This is a genomic window from Ensifer sp. M14 (assembly GCF_003355565.1).
Lineage (GTDB): Bacteria > Pseudomonadota > Alphaproteobacteria > Rhizobiales > Rhizobiaceae > Ensifer.
This window is the reverse complement of record NZ_QJNR01000004.1, coordinates 3,096,742-3,113,688: the sequence shown is the minus strand read 5'-3', so window position 1 is coordinate 3,113,688 and position 16,947 is coordinate 3,096,742. Positions and strand designations below refer to the sequence as shown.

15 protein-coding genes and 1 tRNA gene are annotated in these 16,947 nt (G+C 60.6%); 9 read left to right on the top strand and 7 right to left on the bottom strand.

Going from position 1 to position 16,947, the window contains the following annotated elements:
• The first annotated feature begins 47 nt into the window (after positions 1-47).
• The 4 genes from secDF to BLJAPNOD_RS15055 all read left to right on the top strand — a co-directional run bounded on the left by secDF (position 48) and on the right by BLJAPNOD_RS15055 (position 4,448).
• Positions 48-2,618 (top strand): protein translocase subunit SecDF, encoded by a 2,571-nt coding sequence (secDF, locus tag BLJAPNOD_RS15070; RefSeq protein WP_115420382.1) that lies wholly within the window; start codon positions 48-50, stop codon positions 2,616-2,618.
• Position 2,619: 1 nt separating this feature from the next.
• A complete protein-coding gene (locus tag BLJAPNOD_RS15065) occupies positions 2,620-3,006 on the top strand; it encodes an Mth938-like domain-containing protein (RefSeq protein ID WP_077498256.1) in 387 nt (128 codons plus the stop codon).
• 21 nt (positions 3,007-3,027) lie between these two features.
• The gene (locus BLJAPNOD_RS15060) at positions 3,028-3,870 is read left to right on the top strand and encodes a phytoene/squalene synthase family protein (RefSeq protein WP_115420381.1); all 843 of its coding nucleotides are present in this window, start codon (positions 3,028-3,030) and stop codon (positions 3,868-3,870) included.
• Between the two features lie 110 nt (positions 3,871-3,980).
• The gene (locus BLJAPNOD_RS15055; RefSeq protein WP_115420380.1) at positions 3,981-4,448 is read left to right on the top strand and encodes a hypothetical protein; all 468 of its coding nucleotides are present in this window, start codon (positions 3,981-3,983) and stop codon (positions 4,446-4,448) included.
• Between the two features lie 217 nt (positions 4,449-4,665).
• Here BLJAPNOD_RS15055 and trmFO read toward each other — a convergent pair whose 3' ends face one another.
• From trmFO to BLJAPNOD_RS15040, 3 genes are all read right to left on the bottom strand, one after another.
• Positions 4,666-6,078, bottom strand: coding sequence for a methylenetetrahydrofolate--tRNA-(uracil(54)-C(5))-methyltransferase (FADH(2)-oxidizing) TrmFO (trmFO, locus tag BLJAPNOD_RS15050; RefSeq protein ID WP_115420379.1), 1,413 nt, complete (start codon positions 6,076-6,078; stop codon positions 4,666-4,668).
• A gap of 111 nt (positions 6,079-6,189) precedes the next feature.
• Entirely contained in the window at positions 6,190-6,333 is a 144-nt protein-coding gene (locus BLJAPNOD_RS15045; RefSeq protein WP_065781539.1) for a DUF1127 domain-containing protein, read from the bottom strand.
• 443 nt (positions 6,334-6,776) lie between these two features.
• Positions 6,777-6,920 (bottom strand): DUF1127 domain-containing protein, encoded by a 144-nt coding sequence (locus tag BLJAPNOD_RS15040; RefSeq protein ID WP_065781538.1) that lies wholly within the window; start codon positions 6,918-6,920, stop codon positions 6,777-6,779.
• Positions 6,921-7,861: 941 nt separating this feature from the next.
• On the opposite strand from BLJAPNOD_RS15040, the gene BLJAPNOD_RS15025 reads away from it, so the two are divergent.
• The 4 genes from BLJAPNOD_RS15025 (at position 7,862) to tig (ending at position 11,489) form a co-directional block, all read left to right on the top strand.
• Positions 7,862-8,971: a DUF2157 domain-containing protein gene (locus BLJAPNOD_RS15025; protein ID WP_115420377.1), complete on the top strand. Its 1,110-nt coding sequence runs from the start codon at positions 7,862-7,864 to the stop codon at positions 8,969-8,971.
• Positions 8,968-9,561 carry a GDYXXLXY domain-containing protein gene (locus BLJAPNOD_RS15020; protein ID WP_115420376.1) on the top strand — a complete coding sequence of 198 codons (594 nt, stop codon included), beginning with the start codon at positions 8,968-8,970 and terminating at the stop codon, positions 9,559-9,561. The genes BLJAPNOD_RS15025 and BLJAPNOD_RS15020 overlap by 4 nt, the downstream gene beginning before the upstream one ends.
• Before the next feature lie 186 nt (positions 9,562-9,747).
• Positions 9,748-9,832: transfer RNA gene (locus tag BLJAPNOD_RS15015), tRNA-Leu, on the top strand.
• A gap of 178 nt (positions 9,833-10,010) precedes the next feature.
• Entirely contained in the window at positions 10,011-11,489 is a 1,479-nt protein-coding gene (gene tig, locus BLJAPNOD_RS15010; protein WP_077498250.1) for a trigger factor, read from the top strand.
• 106 nt (positions 11,490-11,595) lie between these two features.
• Here tig and BLJAPNOD_RS15005 read toward each other — a convergent pair whose 3' ends face one another.
• Both BLJAPNOD_RS15005 and sthA read right to left on the bottom strand, forming a co-directional pair.
• Positions 11,596-12,405, bottom strand: a complete 810-nt coding sequence (locus BLJAPNOD_RS15005; RefSeq protein WP_244610947.1) for an endonuclease/exonuclease/phosphatase family protein — start codon at positions 12,403-12,405, stop codon at positions 11,596-11,598.
• Positions 12,406-12,593: 188 nt separating this feature from the next.
• Positions 12,594-14,000 carry a Si-specific NAD(P)(+) transhydrogenase gene (gene sthA, locus BLJAPNOD_RS15000; protein ID WP_115420375.1) on the bottom strand — a complete coding sequence of 469 codons (1,407 nt, stop codon included), beginning with the start codon at positions 13,998-14,000 and terminating at the stop codon, positions 12,594-12,596.
• A gap of 246 nt (positions 14,001-14,246) precedes the next feature.
• Between sthA and BLJAPNOD_RS14995 the strand changes: the two genes are divergently transcribed.
• The gene (locus BLJAPNOD_RS14995; protein ID WP_244610946.1) at positions 14,247-15,245 is read left to right on the top strand and encodes a magnesium and cobalt transport protein CorA; all 999 of its coding nucleotides are present in this window, start codon (positions 14,247-14,249) and stop codon (positions 15,243-15,245) included.
• A 15-nt stretch (positions 15,246-15,260) separates the two neighbouring features.
• On the opposite strand, the gene radC is transcribed toward BLJAPNOD_RS14995, so the two are convergent.
• Together radC and map are read right to left on the bottom strand one after the other, a co-directional pair.
• Positions 15,261-16,052, bottom strand: a complete 792-nt coding sequence (radC, locus tag BLJAPNOD_RS14990) for a DNA repair protein RadC (protein WP_077498246.1) — start codon at positions 16,050-16,052, stop codon at positions 15,261-15,263.
• A complete protein-coding gene (gene map, locus BLJAPNOD_RS14985; protein ID WP_077498245.1) occupies positions 16,049-16,888 on the bottom strand; it encodes a type I methionyl aminopeptidase in 840 nt (279 codons plus the stop codon). The genes radC and map overlap by 4 nt, the downstream gene beginning before the upstream one ends.
• Positions 16,889-16,947 lie beyond the last annotated feature (59 nt).

Here is a 16,947-nt window from a genome sequence, read left to right as displayed (position 1 = left end):
CAGTCCAGCCACATCCGGGAGCATCCGGGAAGCGGAGCGTTTGAGGCATGTCCAATCTGAAGCCGTTGAAGAGCGCTCTTGTTTGGCTGGCAGTGCTTTTGGGCATCGCGTTTGCGATGCCGAACTTCCTGACGAAGGAACAGGCTGATGCGCTGCCTTCGTGGCTCCCGCATCGCCAGGTGGCGTTGGGGCTCGATCTCCAGGGTGGCTCTCACTTCATGTTGCAGGCCTCGCGCGAGGACATCCTCGCCGAGCGGCTTGAAGCGGTGACAAATGATGTCGGCAAAGCGCTGCGCGATGCCGACATCGCCTATATCGGCCTGTCGGGCGAGGGGCAGTTGATCTCGCTGCGGGTCCGTGACCGGGCCAAATTGCCGGCAGCGCGTGCCGCACTTGCTCCGTTCATGGTTCCGGTGGAAACCGGTGGACTGGTCAACGACGAAATCACCGAGCTTGCTTTCGACAGCGCTGAAGAGGACGATTTGATCCGCCTTCGCCTGAGCGACGAAGGCATCGACTACCGCATGTCGCTGGCGTTGGGCCAGACCATGGATGTCGTTCGGCGCCGGATAGCTGAAGTCGCCGTAGCAGAACCTCTGCTTCAGCGCCGAGGCGATGACCGGTTGATCGTTCAGGTGCCGGGTCTGGCGGATCCACAACGCCTGAAGGATCTGCTCAGCCAGCGCGCCCGCATTTCCTTTCAGATGTTGAACGTGACCGTGCCCGTGCAGCAGGCCGTCGATGCGCAGCCGCCGGCCGGCCACGAAGTTCTGTATTCCTTCGACGATCCGCCGATCCCCTATCTCATCGAGAAAATCCCGCTGCTGTCAGGTGAAGATTTCACCAGCGCAGAACCGCAGATCGACGCGACAAGCGCCGAGGCATCGGTTGCCATCAAGCTGACACCCGCGACTACCGGTCGTGTCGCCGCCCTTCAGGCAAAGGGCGCCGACCAGAAGGTTGCGATCATTCTCGACGATCAGGTCGTCGCGACACCAACGATTGGCAACGCCGTCAAGGGCGATACCGCAATCATAGCCGCCGATCTGCCGGAGGAAGGCGCCGGCGATCTCGCAGCGCTCGTGAGGACCGGGCCGCTGCCGGCGACCTTGACGGTCGTTGAAGAGAGGACCGTCGGGCCAGGCGTTGGCGATGATGCGATCGGCGACGGTCTGAAGGCCGGCTTAGTCGCCGCCGTTGCCGTCGCTGGATCGATGGTCTTCTTCTACGGTGTCTTTGGCATCTTCGCCGTTGCGGCCCTGGCGGTGAACCTCATCCTGATCATCGCAGTCCTTTCAATAACCGGCGCCACGCTGACATTGCCGGGCATAGCCGCAATCATTCTGACCATTGGCGTTGCCGTCGACTCCAATGTGTTGATCTACGAGCGGATTCGCGAAGAGACACGGGGTGGACAGCCTCTGGTTCAATCGGTCAACAAGGGCTTTGCGCGTGCCTTCAGCAGCCTTTTCGATGCCAATTTGACGATGCTGATCGCAGGGGCGATCCTCTTCTACCTCGGGTCTGGTCCGGTGCGCGGCTTTGCGGTCACGCTGGCGATAGGTAGCTTCACGACGCTGTTTACCGCCTATATGGTCACACGCCGGATCGCCAAGGCGTGGCTGCGCGGCTGGAAGGCGCAACATCTGCCGAAGGGTATTCGCACCGGACGCTTCAGCGATCTCGACATCCGCTTCATGGCGATCCGCAACCCGGTGTTTATCGTCATGGCGGCGCTGTCGGTTGCTTCCGTCCTGCTTCTTGGCAGTCTCGGTCTCAACCTGGGTGTCGACTTCAAGGGCGGCTCGATCATCGAACTCGAAAGCAAGGCCGGAAACGTCGATATAGCCGACCTGCGCGTGCGGCTTGACGAGTTGAACCTGGGCGAAGTGCAGGTGCAGCATCTGGGGTCGGGCAACGGCGTTTTGGTACGCGTGCCGTCACAGGAAGCCGGCGACAACGCCGAGCAGACGGCGATCGGCGTCATCCGGGCGGAACTCAGTGACGAGTATGCCTTCAAGCGTGTCGAGGTTGTCGGTCCGGTGGTGTCGGGCGAACTGACCCGTGCGGGAACGATCGGTCTTGCCGTCTCCTTCGCCGCGATCCTGCTCTATGTCTGGCTACGTTTCGAGTGGCGCTTCGCACTCGGCGCGATTGTCGCGACCCTGCACGATGTACTGCTGACGATCGGTTTCCTTGTGGTAACCGGCATCGAGTTCAATCTCGGCAGCATCGCCGCTGTCCTGACCATCATCGGCTATTCCCTGAACGACACCGTCGTCATCTATGACCGCATCCGCGAGAACCTCGGCCGCTACAGGAAGATGCCGCTCTCGGTGCTGATCGACGCTTCGATCAACCAGACACTGTCTCGCACGATCCTGACGGCGCTGACGACGGTGCTGGCGCTGACGGCGCTCTACCTCTTCGGTGGTGGTCTTATCCGCGCTTTCAGCGTTACCCTCTTGTTTGGCGTTATCGTCGGCACGATCTCTTCGATCTATATCGCTGGTCCGATCCTCATTCTCTTCCGCAAGCGGACGGACCATTTCCAGGGCGGGGAGAACGCCTCCGGCCCGGGCGCCGGGGCGGCGCAAACGGCAAAGGGTTCAGTCTGAAATGCCAAGGGGTATCGAGATCCGCGAAGCGCATTTTCCGGGGCGCGCCCCGATCGATGCCTATGGCAATGGCGGTTTCCGCTTTGCCGACATGTCGCACCGCGGCTCCGTGCTGATGTTGCCTTCGGGCGTCTATGCATGGGATGTCGCAGAGGGCGATCCGCTGGCGGTTGAAAAGTTCCAGCGCGTGCTGGACGAGGCGCGCGATATCGAAGTTCTGCTCGTCGGCACCGGCCGTGACATCCGCCCGCTGCCGGCCGAGCTGAAGACCGCCCTGCGTGCGCTGAACATCTCGTCCGATCCGATGAGCACAGGGGCTGCCGTCAGAACCTACAATGTGATGCTGGCCGAAGCGCGCGCGGTTGCCGTGGCGCTGATTGCCGTCTGATCGCGGCCAGGGAAGACTTGCGTGCAAGAAATCGATACCCAGATCCTGAGCGACCTCAGGGACATTGATCGTGACCGCTACCTCGCCTGCCTGCTGGCGCCTGCAGCCAGTCAGGCGTCACTCGCTGCACTCTACGCGTTCAACGCCGAGCTCGCCCGTATTCGTGAGTTGGTGCATGAGCCGATCCCGGGTGAGATCCGCATGCAATGGTGGCGGGAGTTGCTGGAAAACGAAGATGCGACGGGTGTGGGGCACCCGCTCGCACGTGCGCTGCTCGATTGCATTCGTAAGCATCGACTTCCCATCTCAGTGTTTCAGAACATGATCGACGCCAGGATCTTCGATCTCTACGATGATCCGATGGAAGACCGGGCGGCATTCGAAGGTTACGCCGGCGAGACTGCATCGGCGCTGATCCAGCTGTCCTGCCTTGTTCTTGATCCGCAAAATGCAGCGAAGTCCGCCGAGGCGGCCGGCCACGCCGGCGTCGCGCAGACGGTGGCGGGTGTGCTGCTGCTGCTCCCGCAGCATTGCCGCCGAGGGCAGGTCTACCTACCGGCCGAGCTCCTGCGGGCAACTGGCCTCGACAGGGAAACACTGCTCGCCGGGCAGGATCATGACGCGATCGGAAGGGCGGTCAGGGCGTTTGCGGGCTACGGCCGGGACCACCTAACCAAGGCGCGTGCCCGGCTCGACACGATCACCCCCAGCAATTTCGCCGGCTTTGTTCCCCTGGCACTCGCCGAGCCGATCTTCGACCGTGCCGAGACCGTAGGCGCGGGGGTGTTGCGCGATCCGATCAGACCGGCGCAGTGGCGCCGGCAATGGTGGATGTGGTGGGCGAGCAGGCGCAGGCGGTTCTAAGTGGCCCGAGCGGGCATCAGATGGCGCAGCATATGGTCAAATTGGCGCAAGGCTCACACCGTATAGAAGCAGTTTATCGGCTTCTTGCCCACTGAAGGGGTGCCCGTCTGATGCTCTGGCTGCTTTTGATCATCGTCGTCATTCTTGCCGGCTCGTTCTACATGTGGATGAACGCGCGGGCGGAACGGGATTGGAATGATCCGGATGCCGGCTCGGCGATGGTCGAGTTCGGGCGGGCCTTTCCGGACGAGGCAATTCGCGCCCTTCATTCGACCGCGGACCGCAAGGCGATCTTCCTGCGACTGCATGACGGCAAGGCCGGTTTCATTCAATCACATGGCACGCATTACGTTTGCCACGTCATTCAGCCGGGAAAGGTCCGGGTCAACAGTTCCGAAAGCGGCCACGGGTTGATCGTTCATTTCCCCGACTTCGCTTATCTCGACAATGCGTTCGAGTTTCACAACGCCAGTGAGGCGGCAGAAGTCTCGCTCTGGCTGCTGGGCAGCTTCAGCCCGAAATCGGAATTCGTCGCCGATGAGGCGGACGTGCCATCGCCGGCGAAAGCGAGCGAATAGCAAGCATTTGGCAGCAGCCGTCGCTGCCACCGGCCCTGATCGGTGCAAAACTGCAAAAGGAAAAGACCTGCAAATCGGGGGTGATCCGGATTGCATCAAATGATGACTGCATGTTTCCTTAAATCGTCTCCGGTTTAAGGATAAAAACATGCAGCAATTCAAAGTGCCACAACGACCTTTGCGCGTCTGACAAGACGCGCGGCGCTGGAGTGCCTGATCAGCCGTTCAGCCAGGCTGCGCAGTCGCTGAGCGCGCGCGCGGCAGTCGCCTGCTTCTTCGCCGCAGCCTTTTCCTTGCCGCGGAAGCGCTTGACGCCCTCAGGCTTGGTGATGGCGCCCGGGTCGAGTGGCGGGAACAGCCCGAAATTGACATTCATCGGCTGGAACGAGCGTTTACCCGGCTCGTCGTCGGAAACGATGTGGCCGCCGGTGATATGGTTGAGCAGCGCGCCGAAGGCGGTGGTTGCCGGCGGTACGGCCAAAGTCTCTCCCTTGCGCTCCGCTGCTGCGAACCGACCGGCCAGCAAGCCGATGCTGGCACTTTCCACATAGCCCTCGCAGCCGGTGATCTGTCCGGCAAAACGTAGGCCCGGCCTGGACTTCAACGTCAGCGTTCCGTCGAGCAGCGTGGGCGAGTTGATGTAGGTGTTGCGGTGCAGGCCGCCGAGGCGGGCGAATTCCGCGTTCTCAAGGCCCGGGATCATGCGGAAGACTTCCGCTTGGGCGCCATACTTCAGCTTGGTCTGGAAGCCGACCATGTTGTAGAGCGTGCCAAGCGCGTTGTCCTGTCGCAGCTGGACGACGGCATAGGCCTTGACCGTCGGGTTGTGGGCGTTGGTAAGGCCCATCGGCTTCATCGGCCCGTAGCGCAGCGTTTCGCGGCCGCGTTCTGCCATCACCTCGATCGGCAGGCAGCCATCGAAATACGGTGTGCCTTCCCACTCCTTGAAGCCGGTCTTGTCGCCGGCCACAAGTGCGTCGATGAAGGCGTTGTACTGCTCCTCGTTCATGGGGCAGTTGATATAGTCCTTGCCGGTGCCGCCGGGGCCGACCTTGTCGTAGCGCGACTGGTACCAGCAGATGTCCATGTCGATCGTCTCGGTATAGACGATCGGTGCGATGGCGTCGAAGAAGGCGAGCGCATCGGCGCCCGTTTCCTGTCGGATCGATTCGGCAAGGTCCGGCGCCGTCAGCGGCCCGGTTGCGATGACCGCAAGGTCCCATTCCCGAGGCGGCAGGCCGCGCACTTCTTCCCGAACGACTGTTATCAGCGGGTGCCCTGCAATCGCCGCGGTGACGGCATCTGAAAAGCCGTCCCGGTCGACGGCAAGCGCGCCGCCGGCCGGAACCTGGTTGGCATCGGCCGCCTTCATGATCAGCGAGCCCGCCAGGCGCATTTCGGCATGCAATACGCCGACTGCATTGCTGGTCGCGTCATCGGAGCGGAAAGAGTTCGAACAGACGAGTTCGGCGAGGCCGTCCGTCTTGTGTGCATCGGTGCCGCGGACGCCGCGCATCTCGTGCAGCACGACCGGAACACCGGCCTCGGCGATCTGCCAGGCAGCTTCGGAGCCGGCAAGGCCGCCGCCGATGACATGGATGGGGGAGTGGGAAGAGGTGTCGTTGCTCATGGCCGGCTTCCTACCATGCTCGATCCGTCGTTCCAACCATCGTTGCTATCGCCACAAACGAAAACGGCGCCCGAAGGCGCCGTCTTGGAAGACTCTCGTCGGTCGATCCGATTAACGGAAGGAGCGCGATGCGATGTTGCGGATATCGTAGCGGGTGATGCCGATATCATTGAGAGCGTGGTTCGACAGGTTGCCGAGCTCGCTGACGGTGCGGCGGTAGTTGATCCAGCTTTTTGCGATACGAATCGGGTTCATGACTTTTTCCTCGAAGAGCGGTTTGTCGCGACAGCCATCTGTCTGCGTCGTTGAGGTTCTTATACGCTTGTCTAATTAGAAGGTGGAGTGCAAAGAAAATGCATCTGCTATGCATTTGTGCAGTGCATCGCCAAATTGCTGGGCAGGATTTCCGCCCGCTCGAAAATGCGTCATCCCTTAAAGATTGATTAAAAAGGGAAAGCCTACCGTTAACGATCTGGAATAACGGCATTTTCCGCGCGAGCTACGCGTGGCGTTTGCGGCATTCGCAGCGCGATTCCTGGCCAGATTGTTAGGCTGCCCTTGTTACGGAATCTCCGACCTGCTTTCGCAAGTGCGAACACCAATTGGCTCAACATCTAGACAACGAAAAACGCCCCCCGGAACGAACCGGAGGGCGTTGGTAATGTCCGGCGCGCTGCGCGAAGCAGCGCTCCTGGAAATTACTTGATGGCCTGACGTGCAACGTAGGCGATATCGCCACGGCCGATGCCAAGGTCGCTCAGTTCACGGTCGCTCATGCGGCCGAGTTCGTTGCAGGTCTGACGGTACTTGCGCCAATTGTTGAAAGAGCGTGCGAGGTTCATGATCCTATCCTTTCTAGGGTCGTTTGCCAGCGCTTATCTCTCGGCTGGCCGTCATCTGATGACCCGGAATATAATCGTTTTGAGCAGAAGTTACAGAGATAATGCTGCATCGCACCCATGCAGCTCTTGCAAGCCTCGTTCTGGCAAGTACACCGGCGTAGCATTCCGACGCTGGCGCCCGGAGGCCGTGGTCGTGGCTGGCGAATGTGGAGAAGAGAGGTGGCTGAATCAAACAACGCCCGCTGGGGGAGGAGATCCAGCGAGCGTCGTTTTATTCTGATCGGCAACTGGGAGGAGGAGTGCTGCCGATCCAAATCGAGGGGCGCTGGGAGGAGGAGTGCGCCGCCCCGATCGATGAGTTGAAGATAGTTTAGTCTGCTGAATTTGTGTAGATCAAATGCGTCATGGCACCTATGCGCAGAATGCATGGCTAACTGCAGAGTCAGCGAAAAGGTGCGCAAACATTGTGCAGATACTTCGATCAATCGCGATTGATGAGAGGGGGGAGGCTGAAACGAATAACGCCCGCTGGGGGAGGAGGTCCAGCGAGCGTCATTGAAGGTGATTGGCAACTGGGAGGAGGAGTGTTGCCAACCGTATCGGAGGGGCGCTGGGAGGAGGAGTGCGCCGCTCCGAATTCCATCGAACTTTCGTCCGGGTCTTTCCCGGCTGATCCGGGACGGCTGACCATCGCCGCTGGCGTCCGTGTGGCTGTCTGCCTTCGTTCGCCTCTGATGATTTGAATATAGAACCTTTAAATCGATTTGTGCAGTGCAATATCCGCATGGAAGATATGCGCATCGCGCAAGCCGGACACCGTCGCGAAACCGACGTTCGGTTCTAGCGCTCGAACGGTTGTGTTTTTCTGCCATTGCGTGATTAGTTGGGCGCGATGGTTTCTTGCCTTCAAAGGGGCAGGCGGTCGAAGGAAGTGGGGCAGCATGTATCGCGGTCGTCTGGAAAAGGACTTCAAGCATTGGGTCGGTATGGGGCTTCTGCCAGAGGCGTCGGCGCGACAGATGTTGGCGGAGTATGATGGTCGCGAATCCACCTTTCGGGCCGGACGCGTTCTGCTGGTGCTTGCCGCCCTCTTGCTCTCGGCTTCGATCCTGCTGCTTGTCGCGGCCAACTGGGAGGCGTTGCCACGTCTTGCCCGCCTGATCGGTATCGTCGCCTTGATCTGGGGCTTCCATTTTGTCGGTGCAGTGTTTTCGCAGCGGGGGCATGGCGGTCTCGCTGCGGCGATTCTGGTGCTGGCGGCGATGTCGTTTGGCGCAGGCATCGCGCTTGTCGGGCAGATGTATCATCTCTCCGGCGATGCTGCCGATGCGATCCTGCTCTGGTTTGCCGGGGCCTGCGTGACGGCGCTCGCCTTTCGGTCGGCCGCCGTCACGACAGTGTGCGGCGGGCTTGCCTGGGCCTATTTCCTGACGGTGCTGTCGGAAAACGGACTTGGTGAAATCGTCGAATGGCAGACCTGGATCGTCCCGACGCTCGCTGTCCTTGTGGTCATTCTGGTGCGCGTAACGGATGCAGGTCGCGCCCGCCACCTGGCTTACCTCCTGGTGATGGGGTGGCTGATCTGGCTCTATATCGAAAACTCGTCCCTGGCGTTTGCCGGCGCATTGGCAGGCGGCGGCATCATAGCTTTCCTCGCCGCTGCCATGCCCGGCTCGCCGCTTCGCCCCATGGCGCTCGAGGCTGGTTCCGCGCCGGCATTTTATTCCTTTGCCCTCGCACTCATCGGTTTCGTGGTGTTGCAGTTTGAAGCGGTCGGGCTGTTTACGGAAGTTGCCGCCGGCGCGGCCGTGCTGACCGTCGCTTTGCTCGGGATAGCCCTTGCCGGCGCGCAGAACGGAGCGGTTCGCTATCTCGGCTATGCCGCCTTTGCCGGCGAGCTTCTCTATCTCGCTTTCGAGACACTCGGCTCGATGCTCGGAACCTCCGGCTTCTTCCTGATTTCCGGCCTGCTTGTGGCCGCAATCGCCTGGCTGGTGATAAGGATTGAGGGCCGGCTGATGCGGACGCGGCGCGAGGAGGTTTCGTTATGAGTGATATCGCGCCAAAGCGCCGCTGGCTGCCGCCGCTCGTCGCCGCGCTGATTGCGGCCGTGCTGCAGACGGCAGCGCTGGGCTACATGGTCGAAAGCCGGGCATCGATCCTGCGCAACGGCAAGGAAGTGCTGCTGAAGACGGTGCCTGTCGACCCGAGGGATCTGCTGCGCGGCGACTATGTCATCTTGAGCTATGACATTTCATGGCTTCCGCCGGAGCTTTTCAAGGGCGGATTTCCGGCGGCGCCGAAAGAGGCGACGGTCTTCGTGCGTCTTGGCAAGCAGCCTGACGGCTTCTGGGGCGCATCCGAAGCATCCTTCAAGCCGCTTGCGTCGACGGCTGACAGCGTTGTGCTTCAATCGCAGCCCTTCACCTATTATCCTTCGTCGAGCGAAAACCCTTCGTCGGTCAATGTCGCCTACGGCATCGAGCGATTCTATGTCCCGGAGGGCGAGGGGCGGGCGTTGGAACAAGCACGCAATGCCGAGGCGCTTTCGGTGAACGTTCGCATCAATGATGCCGGGAAGGCGCAGATCAGGCAGATCGCCGTCGAGGGCACGCCTGTTTACGAGGAGCCCCTCTATTGACCGCTCGGTGCGGGATCAAATCGATCTGTCGTGGGTAACTGTATTTTCCCTTTGATCCCGCGAAAACGAGTGATATAGAGACGCCGCGCTCGGGAAAGCCCTGAACCTCAGCATGCCCTTTGTATCCGCGGTGTTTCCGTTGGTTGGTCTTGCGGGAATACGCTCAGTCGGTGCGATTGTCTGAACGCGGGTATGGTGAAATTGGTAGACACGCCAGATTTAGGTTCTGGTGCCGCAAGGCGTGGGAGTTCAAGTCTCTCTACCCGCACCAGGACAATGATCGCACCAAAAGACCGGATTCTGCGTAGATGAAGGGGGCTGGAGTGCCATTTTGCTTGCAAAACGGTTACGGAACTGCGTAAAGCCACTCCCGGCAAATGGATCGGCTCACGTGCTCGCCAGACCTTTCAAGGGGAAGAGCACAGTCAACGTGAAATGAAGGTTTGAACATGCAGGTTATCGAAACGCTCGCTCAAGGGCTGAAGCGCGAACTCAAGGTCGTTATCCCGGCCAAGGACATGGAAGCTCGGATGAACGAGCGCCTGGCCGAAGTGAAGGACCGCGTAAAGATCAACGGCTTCCGTCCGGGCAAGGTGCCGTTCGCGCATCTGAAGAAGGTCTATGGCAAGTCGATCATGGCTGATCTCGTCAACGAGATCGTCCGCGAAAAGCCAACCGAGATCCTTTCGGGCCGTGGCGAGAAGTCGGCGACCCAGCCGGAAATCGCGATGACCGAGGACGAGTCCGAAGCCGACAAGATCCTGAACGCCGAGGCTGACCTCGAGTTCACCGTCGCTTACGAGATCATTCCGGCGATCGAACTCAAGGACGTCAGCGGCATCAAGGTGACGCGCGAAGTCGTCGAGATCGCCGAAGACGAAGTCAACGAGCAGATCCTTCGTATCGCTGAAAGCGCCCGCACCTACGAGACGAAGAAGGGCAAGGCCGCCAACGGCGACCGCGTCACCATCGACTACCTCGGCAAGGTTGACGGCGAAGCCTTCGACGGCGGCAAGGACGAAGACGCTGAGCTCGTTCTCGGCTCCAACCGCTTCATCCCGGGCTTCGAAGAGCAGCTCGTCGGCGTCAAGGCTGGCGACGAAAAGACCATCACCGTGACGTTCCCGGCCGATTACCCGGCAGCGAACCTCGCTGGCAAGGAAGCCACCTTTGACATCACCGTCAAGGACGTCGCTTCGGCCCAGGACATCGAAATCAACGACGAACTGGCCACCAAGCTTGGTCTCGAATCGGCTGACAAGCTGAAGGAAATCGTTCGCGGCCAGATCGAGAGCCAGTACGGCTCGCTGACCCGCCAGAAGGTGAAGCGTCAGATCCTCGACCAGCTGGACGAACTCTACCAGTTCGACACGCCGGAGCGCCTCGTCGAAGCCGAATTCGAAAACATCTGGCGCCAGATCAACACCGACCTGCAGCAGGCCGGCAAGACCTTCGCTGACGAAGAAACCACTGAAGAAGAAGCCCGCGCCGAATACCGCAAGCTCGCTGAGCGTCGCGTTCGCCTCGGCCTCGTTCTCTCGGAAATCGGCGAAAAGGCCGGCGTTCAGGTCAGCGACGACGAACTGCAGCGTTCGCTGTTCGAACAGCTGCGCCAGTTCCCGGGCCAGGAAAAGCAGATCCTCGACTACTTCAAGAACACCCCCGGCGCCGCTGCTTCGCTGCGCGCTCCGCTGTTCGAAGAAAAGGTCGTCGATCACCTGCTCTCCGAGATCTCGGTAACCGACAAGACGGTTTCCAAGGAAGAGCTGACGGCTGACGACGAAGAAACCGAAGGCAAGGCTGACAAGAAGGCTCCGGCTAAGAAGAAGGCCGCTGCCAAGGCTGACGCCGCTGAAGGCGAAGAAGCCGCAGCTCCGAAGAAGAAGGCTCCGGCCAAGAAGAAGGCCGCTGACGACAGCGCCGAGTAATCGTTTCTTCGATTGCCTGAAAATCGAGGCCCTGCCGTTTTACGGCGGGGCCTTTTTCGTTGTGGAAATGTCTGTTGGGCGCGCGGCGGCGCAGAAGCGATCTTCTCTACCGTAGATCCAGCAGCAGAGCGCGGTGATCCGAGACTTCCGGCTGTTCGACGACGTCGAAACCAACCACCTCGACATCCGGTGTCGCCAGCATGTAATCGGCGAAACGTCCTGATTTGCCGTAGTACGACGTGCGCGTATCGGTATAGCCGCGGCCGGTGACGAGATCGAATAAGCCAAGTTTGCCGAGTGTGCCAAAGGTGGCGCTATCCGGCAGGACATTGAAATCGCCGCAGACGATCAATCTTTCGTCTCCGGGCCAAACGCAGCGGACGAGTCGCTCCAGTGCACCCGCCTGCGCCTGCCGTTCCGGGGTGTCGCCCTTGCCATCTGTGGTTCGCAGGCCATGCATCTGTGCGATGGTTATGGCGAAGCCGCCGTCATAATCGAAAAGCCGGAGGCAATGGGCATTTCGCGGGCGCGGATGTTCGCCCCATCCGTCCGGCGAGAATTGGCCATGGACGAAATCCAGCGCCTGGCCGATGACGGGTAGGGATTTGCGCACGAATGTCGCCAATCCGAACTCGGCATGAACCATGCGGTTGCCATCGTGAAGTTCTCCTCTCGACGTCGGGCAGAAATAGCCATCATGATCAGGTAGGGCGCTGTTTATCTCATCGAACAGGTTCGCGCGCTGCGGCAGCTCGACATCGCCGTCCCGATAAAGCAGCCAGTGGGAGGTCGTCTCGGGTGAACGCACAACCTCCTGGAGGCACAGAACGTCAGCATCTGCCTCGACGAGGTAAGGGATCAGCGGCGCATGGAGCTTGCCGCCCCAGACATTCAGGGAGAGGATACGCATTGCCATGGTCAAACACTCGCCGGAATAAGCTGCCGTGAGATGCGCGGTGCTCTCTGCGGCAGGCATGAAAACGAGGATCGGGGCCGATGGCTTGATGATGCGGCCAAGCGTGCGGCCCTGAGAAGGTCAGGACCGCGAAGCTATCTGATTCGCGGGGCAGTGTTGGAGGCCGGCACGGCCAGCCTCGCGGTTTTTCACGCCGTCGGCTTGATCTCGCCCATGCGGTTCCAGGCGTCGAGCCCGGCAATCTTGTAGGCTTCGGCAAGCGTCGGGTAGTTGAACGTGTTCTCGACGAAGTATTCGACGGTGCCCTTGAGGTTCAGCACGGCTTGGCCGATGTGAACCAGCTCCGTCGCGCCTTCACCGATGATGTGGACGCCGAGCAGACGGCGTGTCTTCAACGAGAAGATCATCTTCAACAGCCCGGAATCGAGGCCCATGATGTGGCCGCGCGATGTCTCGCGGAAGCGTGCCATACCGCATTCATAGGGAATGCCGCGATCCTTGACCTCTTCTTCCGAAAGGCCGCAGGTCGAGATTTCCGGCACGGCGTAGATGCCGTAGGGGAAATACTTTTGTGGTTCCATGGCGATCGCGCCAACAGCGACACGAGCCGCGATGCGGCCCTGTTCCATCGATGTCGAAGCAAGGCTCGGAAAACCGACCACGTCGCCGGCGGCATAGATGTTCGGCACGGAGGTCTGGAAGGTTTCGGGGTTGACCTTCAGCCGCCCGCGGCTGTCCGCTTCAAGCCCGGCGGCGGGAAGGTTGAGCGTGTCGGTAGCGCCCATGCGGCCGGCGGCAAAGAGCACCATGTCACTCGTGATCCTGCGGCCGTTGTCGAGCGTCAGCAACACCTTGCCATTGTCTAGCCGCTCGACCTTGTCGGCCTTCTGCCCGAGATGCAGTTTCATGTTGCGGTCGCGCAGCTGGTAGATGAAATCCTCGACGATTTCCTTGTCGATGAAGTCAAGCATCGTCGTTTTCGGGTCGATCACCGTCACCTGCGTGTCGAGCGCGCTGAAGATCGTCGCATATTCGATGCCGACGACGCCGGCGCCGATGACCACGAGCGAGCGTGGCAGCTCCGAAATGTCGAGCAGTTCGTCGCTGTCGAGGACGGTCTTGCCGTCGAACGGCATGTAATCAGGGCGGAAGGGTTTTGTGCCGACGGCCAGCATGATGCTGGTACCTGAAACGAGCGAGGTCTCGCCGTCATCCTTGACGACTTCGAGCGTCGTCGGATCGACGAAGCTTGCCCTGCCGCGCATCTGCTGCACCCGGTTGCGGGCAAACTGATGTTCGAGAACTTCGACTTCGTGATTGAGGGTGATGATCAGCCGCTGGCGCAGGTCGTCGGCGCTGATCTCCTCCTTGACGCGGTAGGACCGGCCGTAAAAGCCGCGCTCGCGCCAACCCGACAGATTGAGAGCCGTTTCGCGCAACGTCTTCGAAGGGATCGTGCCCGTGTGCACCGAAACGCCACCGACGCGTTTGCCCTGTTCGATGACGAGAACCTTCTTGCCGAGCTTGGCGGCCTGGATAGCGCCGCGGCGGCCGGCGGGTCCGCTTCCGACGACGATGAGATCGAACTGGTTCATGGGAGTTCCGTCAAAAAAGGAAGAATCGTTGTGCGCTGCGAAAAGTCTCGCCCGGATGCGTCTATATCGTCAATCGCACAGTTAGATGAAGTGTTTTCGCGTTCGAAACCTGTTGCGTGCGAATGTGAGGAAAGACGCGTATGCTTGTCGGCCCAATGGCATACCGTTCGATGAAACTCTTGCGGGTGTGGGAGGTCTTCTATGGCGCTGGACCTGGCGAATGAAGCAAGATCGAATAGTTCGCAGATGACTGAAGCGTCGCATGCGGAAGAACGGCAGGGCGTGATCGCTGCCGCGGTCTACGAAAACGGTGTGCGCATCCAGGATATCCATGTGGAAGACGCCGGCAAATGGCGAAGCCGCGCCGGCGCCGTGGTTTGGATCGGCCTCCACGAACCGGACGCTCAGCTGCTTCGGCAGGTGCAGCGCGAGTTCGATCTGCACGATCTCGCGATCGAGGACGCCTGCAAGGCGCATCAACGGCCGAAACTGGAGATTTACGGCGATTCGATCTTTGTCGTCGCCCGGACCGCCCATATGGTCGGAGACGAAATCGCTTTCGGAGAAACCCATCTGTTCGTCGGGCGCGGCTATGTCGTGTCGGTTCGCCACGGCGCCTCGACCTCCTACATGGCCGTTCGACAGCGGTGCGAGGCTTCGCCGGCGGCCCTTGCCCATGGCGAGAATTACATTCTCTATTCGATCCTCGATTTCATCGTCGACAACTACATGCCGGTGATCGAGGCCATTCACGAAGAGGTTGAACGGCTCGAGGATCGCCTGCTTCGCCAACGCCTGGAGAAGGAGGATATCGAACGGCTCTACCTGCTCCGGCGTAACCTGCTCCGGCTTCGAAATGCGGCCGTGCCGCTGGTCGACGTGTGCCGGCGGCATGAACATATCGATTTGCCCGGTATGGAGGCGGCATTGCAGCCGCTGTTTCGCGATGTGACCGACCATGTCCGCCGCGTGCAGGAAGATATCGATGCGCTGCGCGAAGTTCTGGCCTTTACCTTCGAAGCGAGCCTGATGATGGGGCAATCGGAGCAGACGGAGATTTCGCGCAAGCTGGCTTCCTGGGCGGCCATTCTGGCGGTGCCGACGGCAATTGCGGGGATCTACGGGATGAATTTCGACGATATGCCCGAACTGAAATTCCGCTATGGCTACTTCGTCGTTCTGGCGGTGATCATAGGGCTCTGCCTGACGCTCTTTCGCTTCTTCCGCCGCGCCAGGTGGCTTTGAAGGCCGGTTGCGCGGCTAGAACAGGCGCAGCCCCTTCAAGCTGACATGGCCGTCCTTGCCGATGATGATGTGATCATGCACGGCGATGCCGAGCGGCTTGGCCGTCTCGACGATCAGCTTGGTCATGTCGATATCCGCCCGCGACGGTGTCGGGTCGCCCGAGGGATGGTTATGCGCTAGGATAATTGCGGTTGCCGACAGTTCGAGTGCACGCTTGACGACCTCGCGCGGATAGACTGGCGTGTGGTCGATCGTGCCGGTCTGCTGGACCTCGTCGGCGATCAGCGTGTTGCGCTTGTCGAGAAACAGGATGCGGAACTGTTCCTTGGTCTCGTAGGCCATGGCCGCATGGCAATACTCGATCACGGCCGACCAGGACGAAAGAATGTGCTTCTTGCGCAGGTCGCTCTTCAGCGTCCGGTGGCCGATCGTCGAGACGAGCTTCAGGTCGAGCGCCACCGCTTCGCCGACACCCTTGATTTCCTGCAACAACGCGAGCGGTGCGCCGAACACGCCGGCAAGCGTGCCGAAGCGGGTGAGCAGTGCCTTGGCGATCGGCTTGGTGTCCTTGCGCGGGATCAGCCGAAACAAGAGCATTTCGAGAATTTCATAGTCGGCAAGCGCGGCATCACCATGTTCGCGATAGCGGGTGCGAAGCCGGTCGCGGTGACCTAGGTAATGTGCCTCTGTGGTCACAGTATCCGTTTCCGGAGAAGGTGGAGCCTGCGGCGGGAGATCTGCAAAAAACGATCGTTCATCCGCCGGCTGCGTCGCGTCGCCTGCGGATGAACGGGCGTTTTTCTTCATGCGGCGCCCATAGCGGCCATATCAGGCTTGAAGAGGCCGGCGGGCGAGAGGGTAAAGATCTCACATCCGTCCGCGGTGACGCCGACCGTATGTTCGTATTGTGCCGAGAGAGAACGATCGCGGGTCACTGCCGTCCAGCCATCCGCCAGCACCTTCACATGCGGGCGACCGAGATTGATCATCGGCTCGATGGTGAAGATCATGCCTTCGCGCAGTTCCGGCCCTTCGTTGGCGCGGCCGTAATGCAGGATGTTCGGCGCATCGTGGAAAAGCCGGCCGACGCCGTGCCCGCAGAAGTCGCGCACGACCGAGCACCGTTCGGCTTCCGCATAGGTCTGGATCGCTTCGCCGATCGCGCCGGTGCGCGTGCCGGGCCGCACGGCCGCAATGCCGCGCATCAGACACTCATGCGTCACATCGAGGAGTCGTTCGGCGGCGCGTTTGATCTCACCGACCGGATACATGCGGCTGGAATCACCGTGCCAGCCATCGATTACATAGGTGACGTCGATGTTGACGATATCGCCGTCGCGAAGTGGCTTGTCGTTGGGAATGCCGTGGCAGACCACGTGGTTGATCGAGGTGCAGGACGATTTGGTGTAGCCGCGGTAGTTCAGCGTTGCGGGAAGCGCTCCGTTGTCCATGCCGAATTCGAAGACGAAGCGATCGATCTCCTCGGTCGTCACACCCGGCCGCACGCGCGACACCAGCTCGTCGAGGCAACGCGCCGTCACCTGACAGGCCTTGCGCATGCCTTCAAACCCCTCCGGTCCGTAGAGGCGGATGACGCCGGTGTTTTTGTAGGGCGAAGACCCCGCCTCGATGTAAGTCACCATTCCAGAACTTTCAGTTGTTTCCTGCCTGATTTCATAATGCAGCAGGGGCGGCTTCGTCC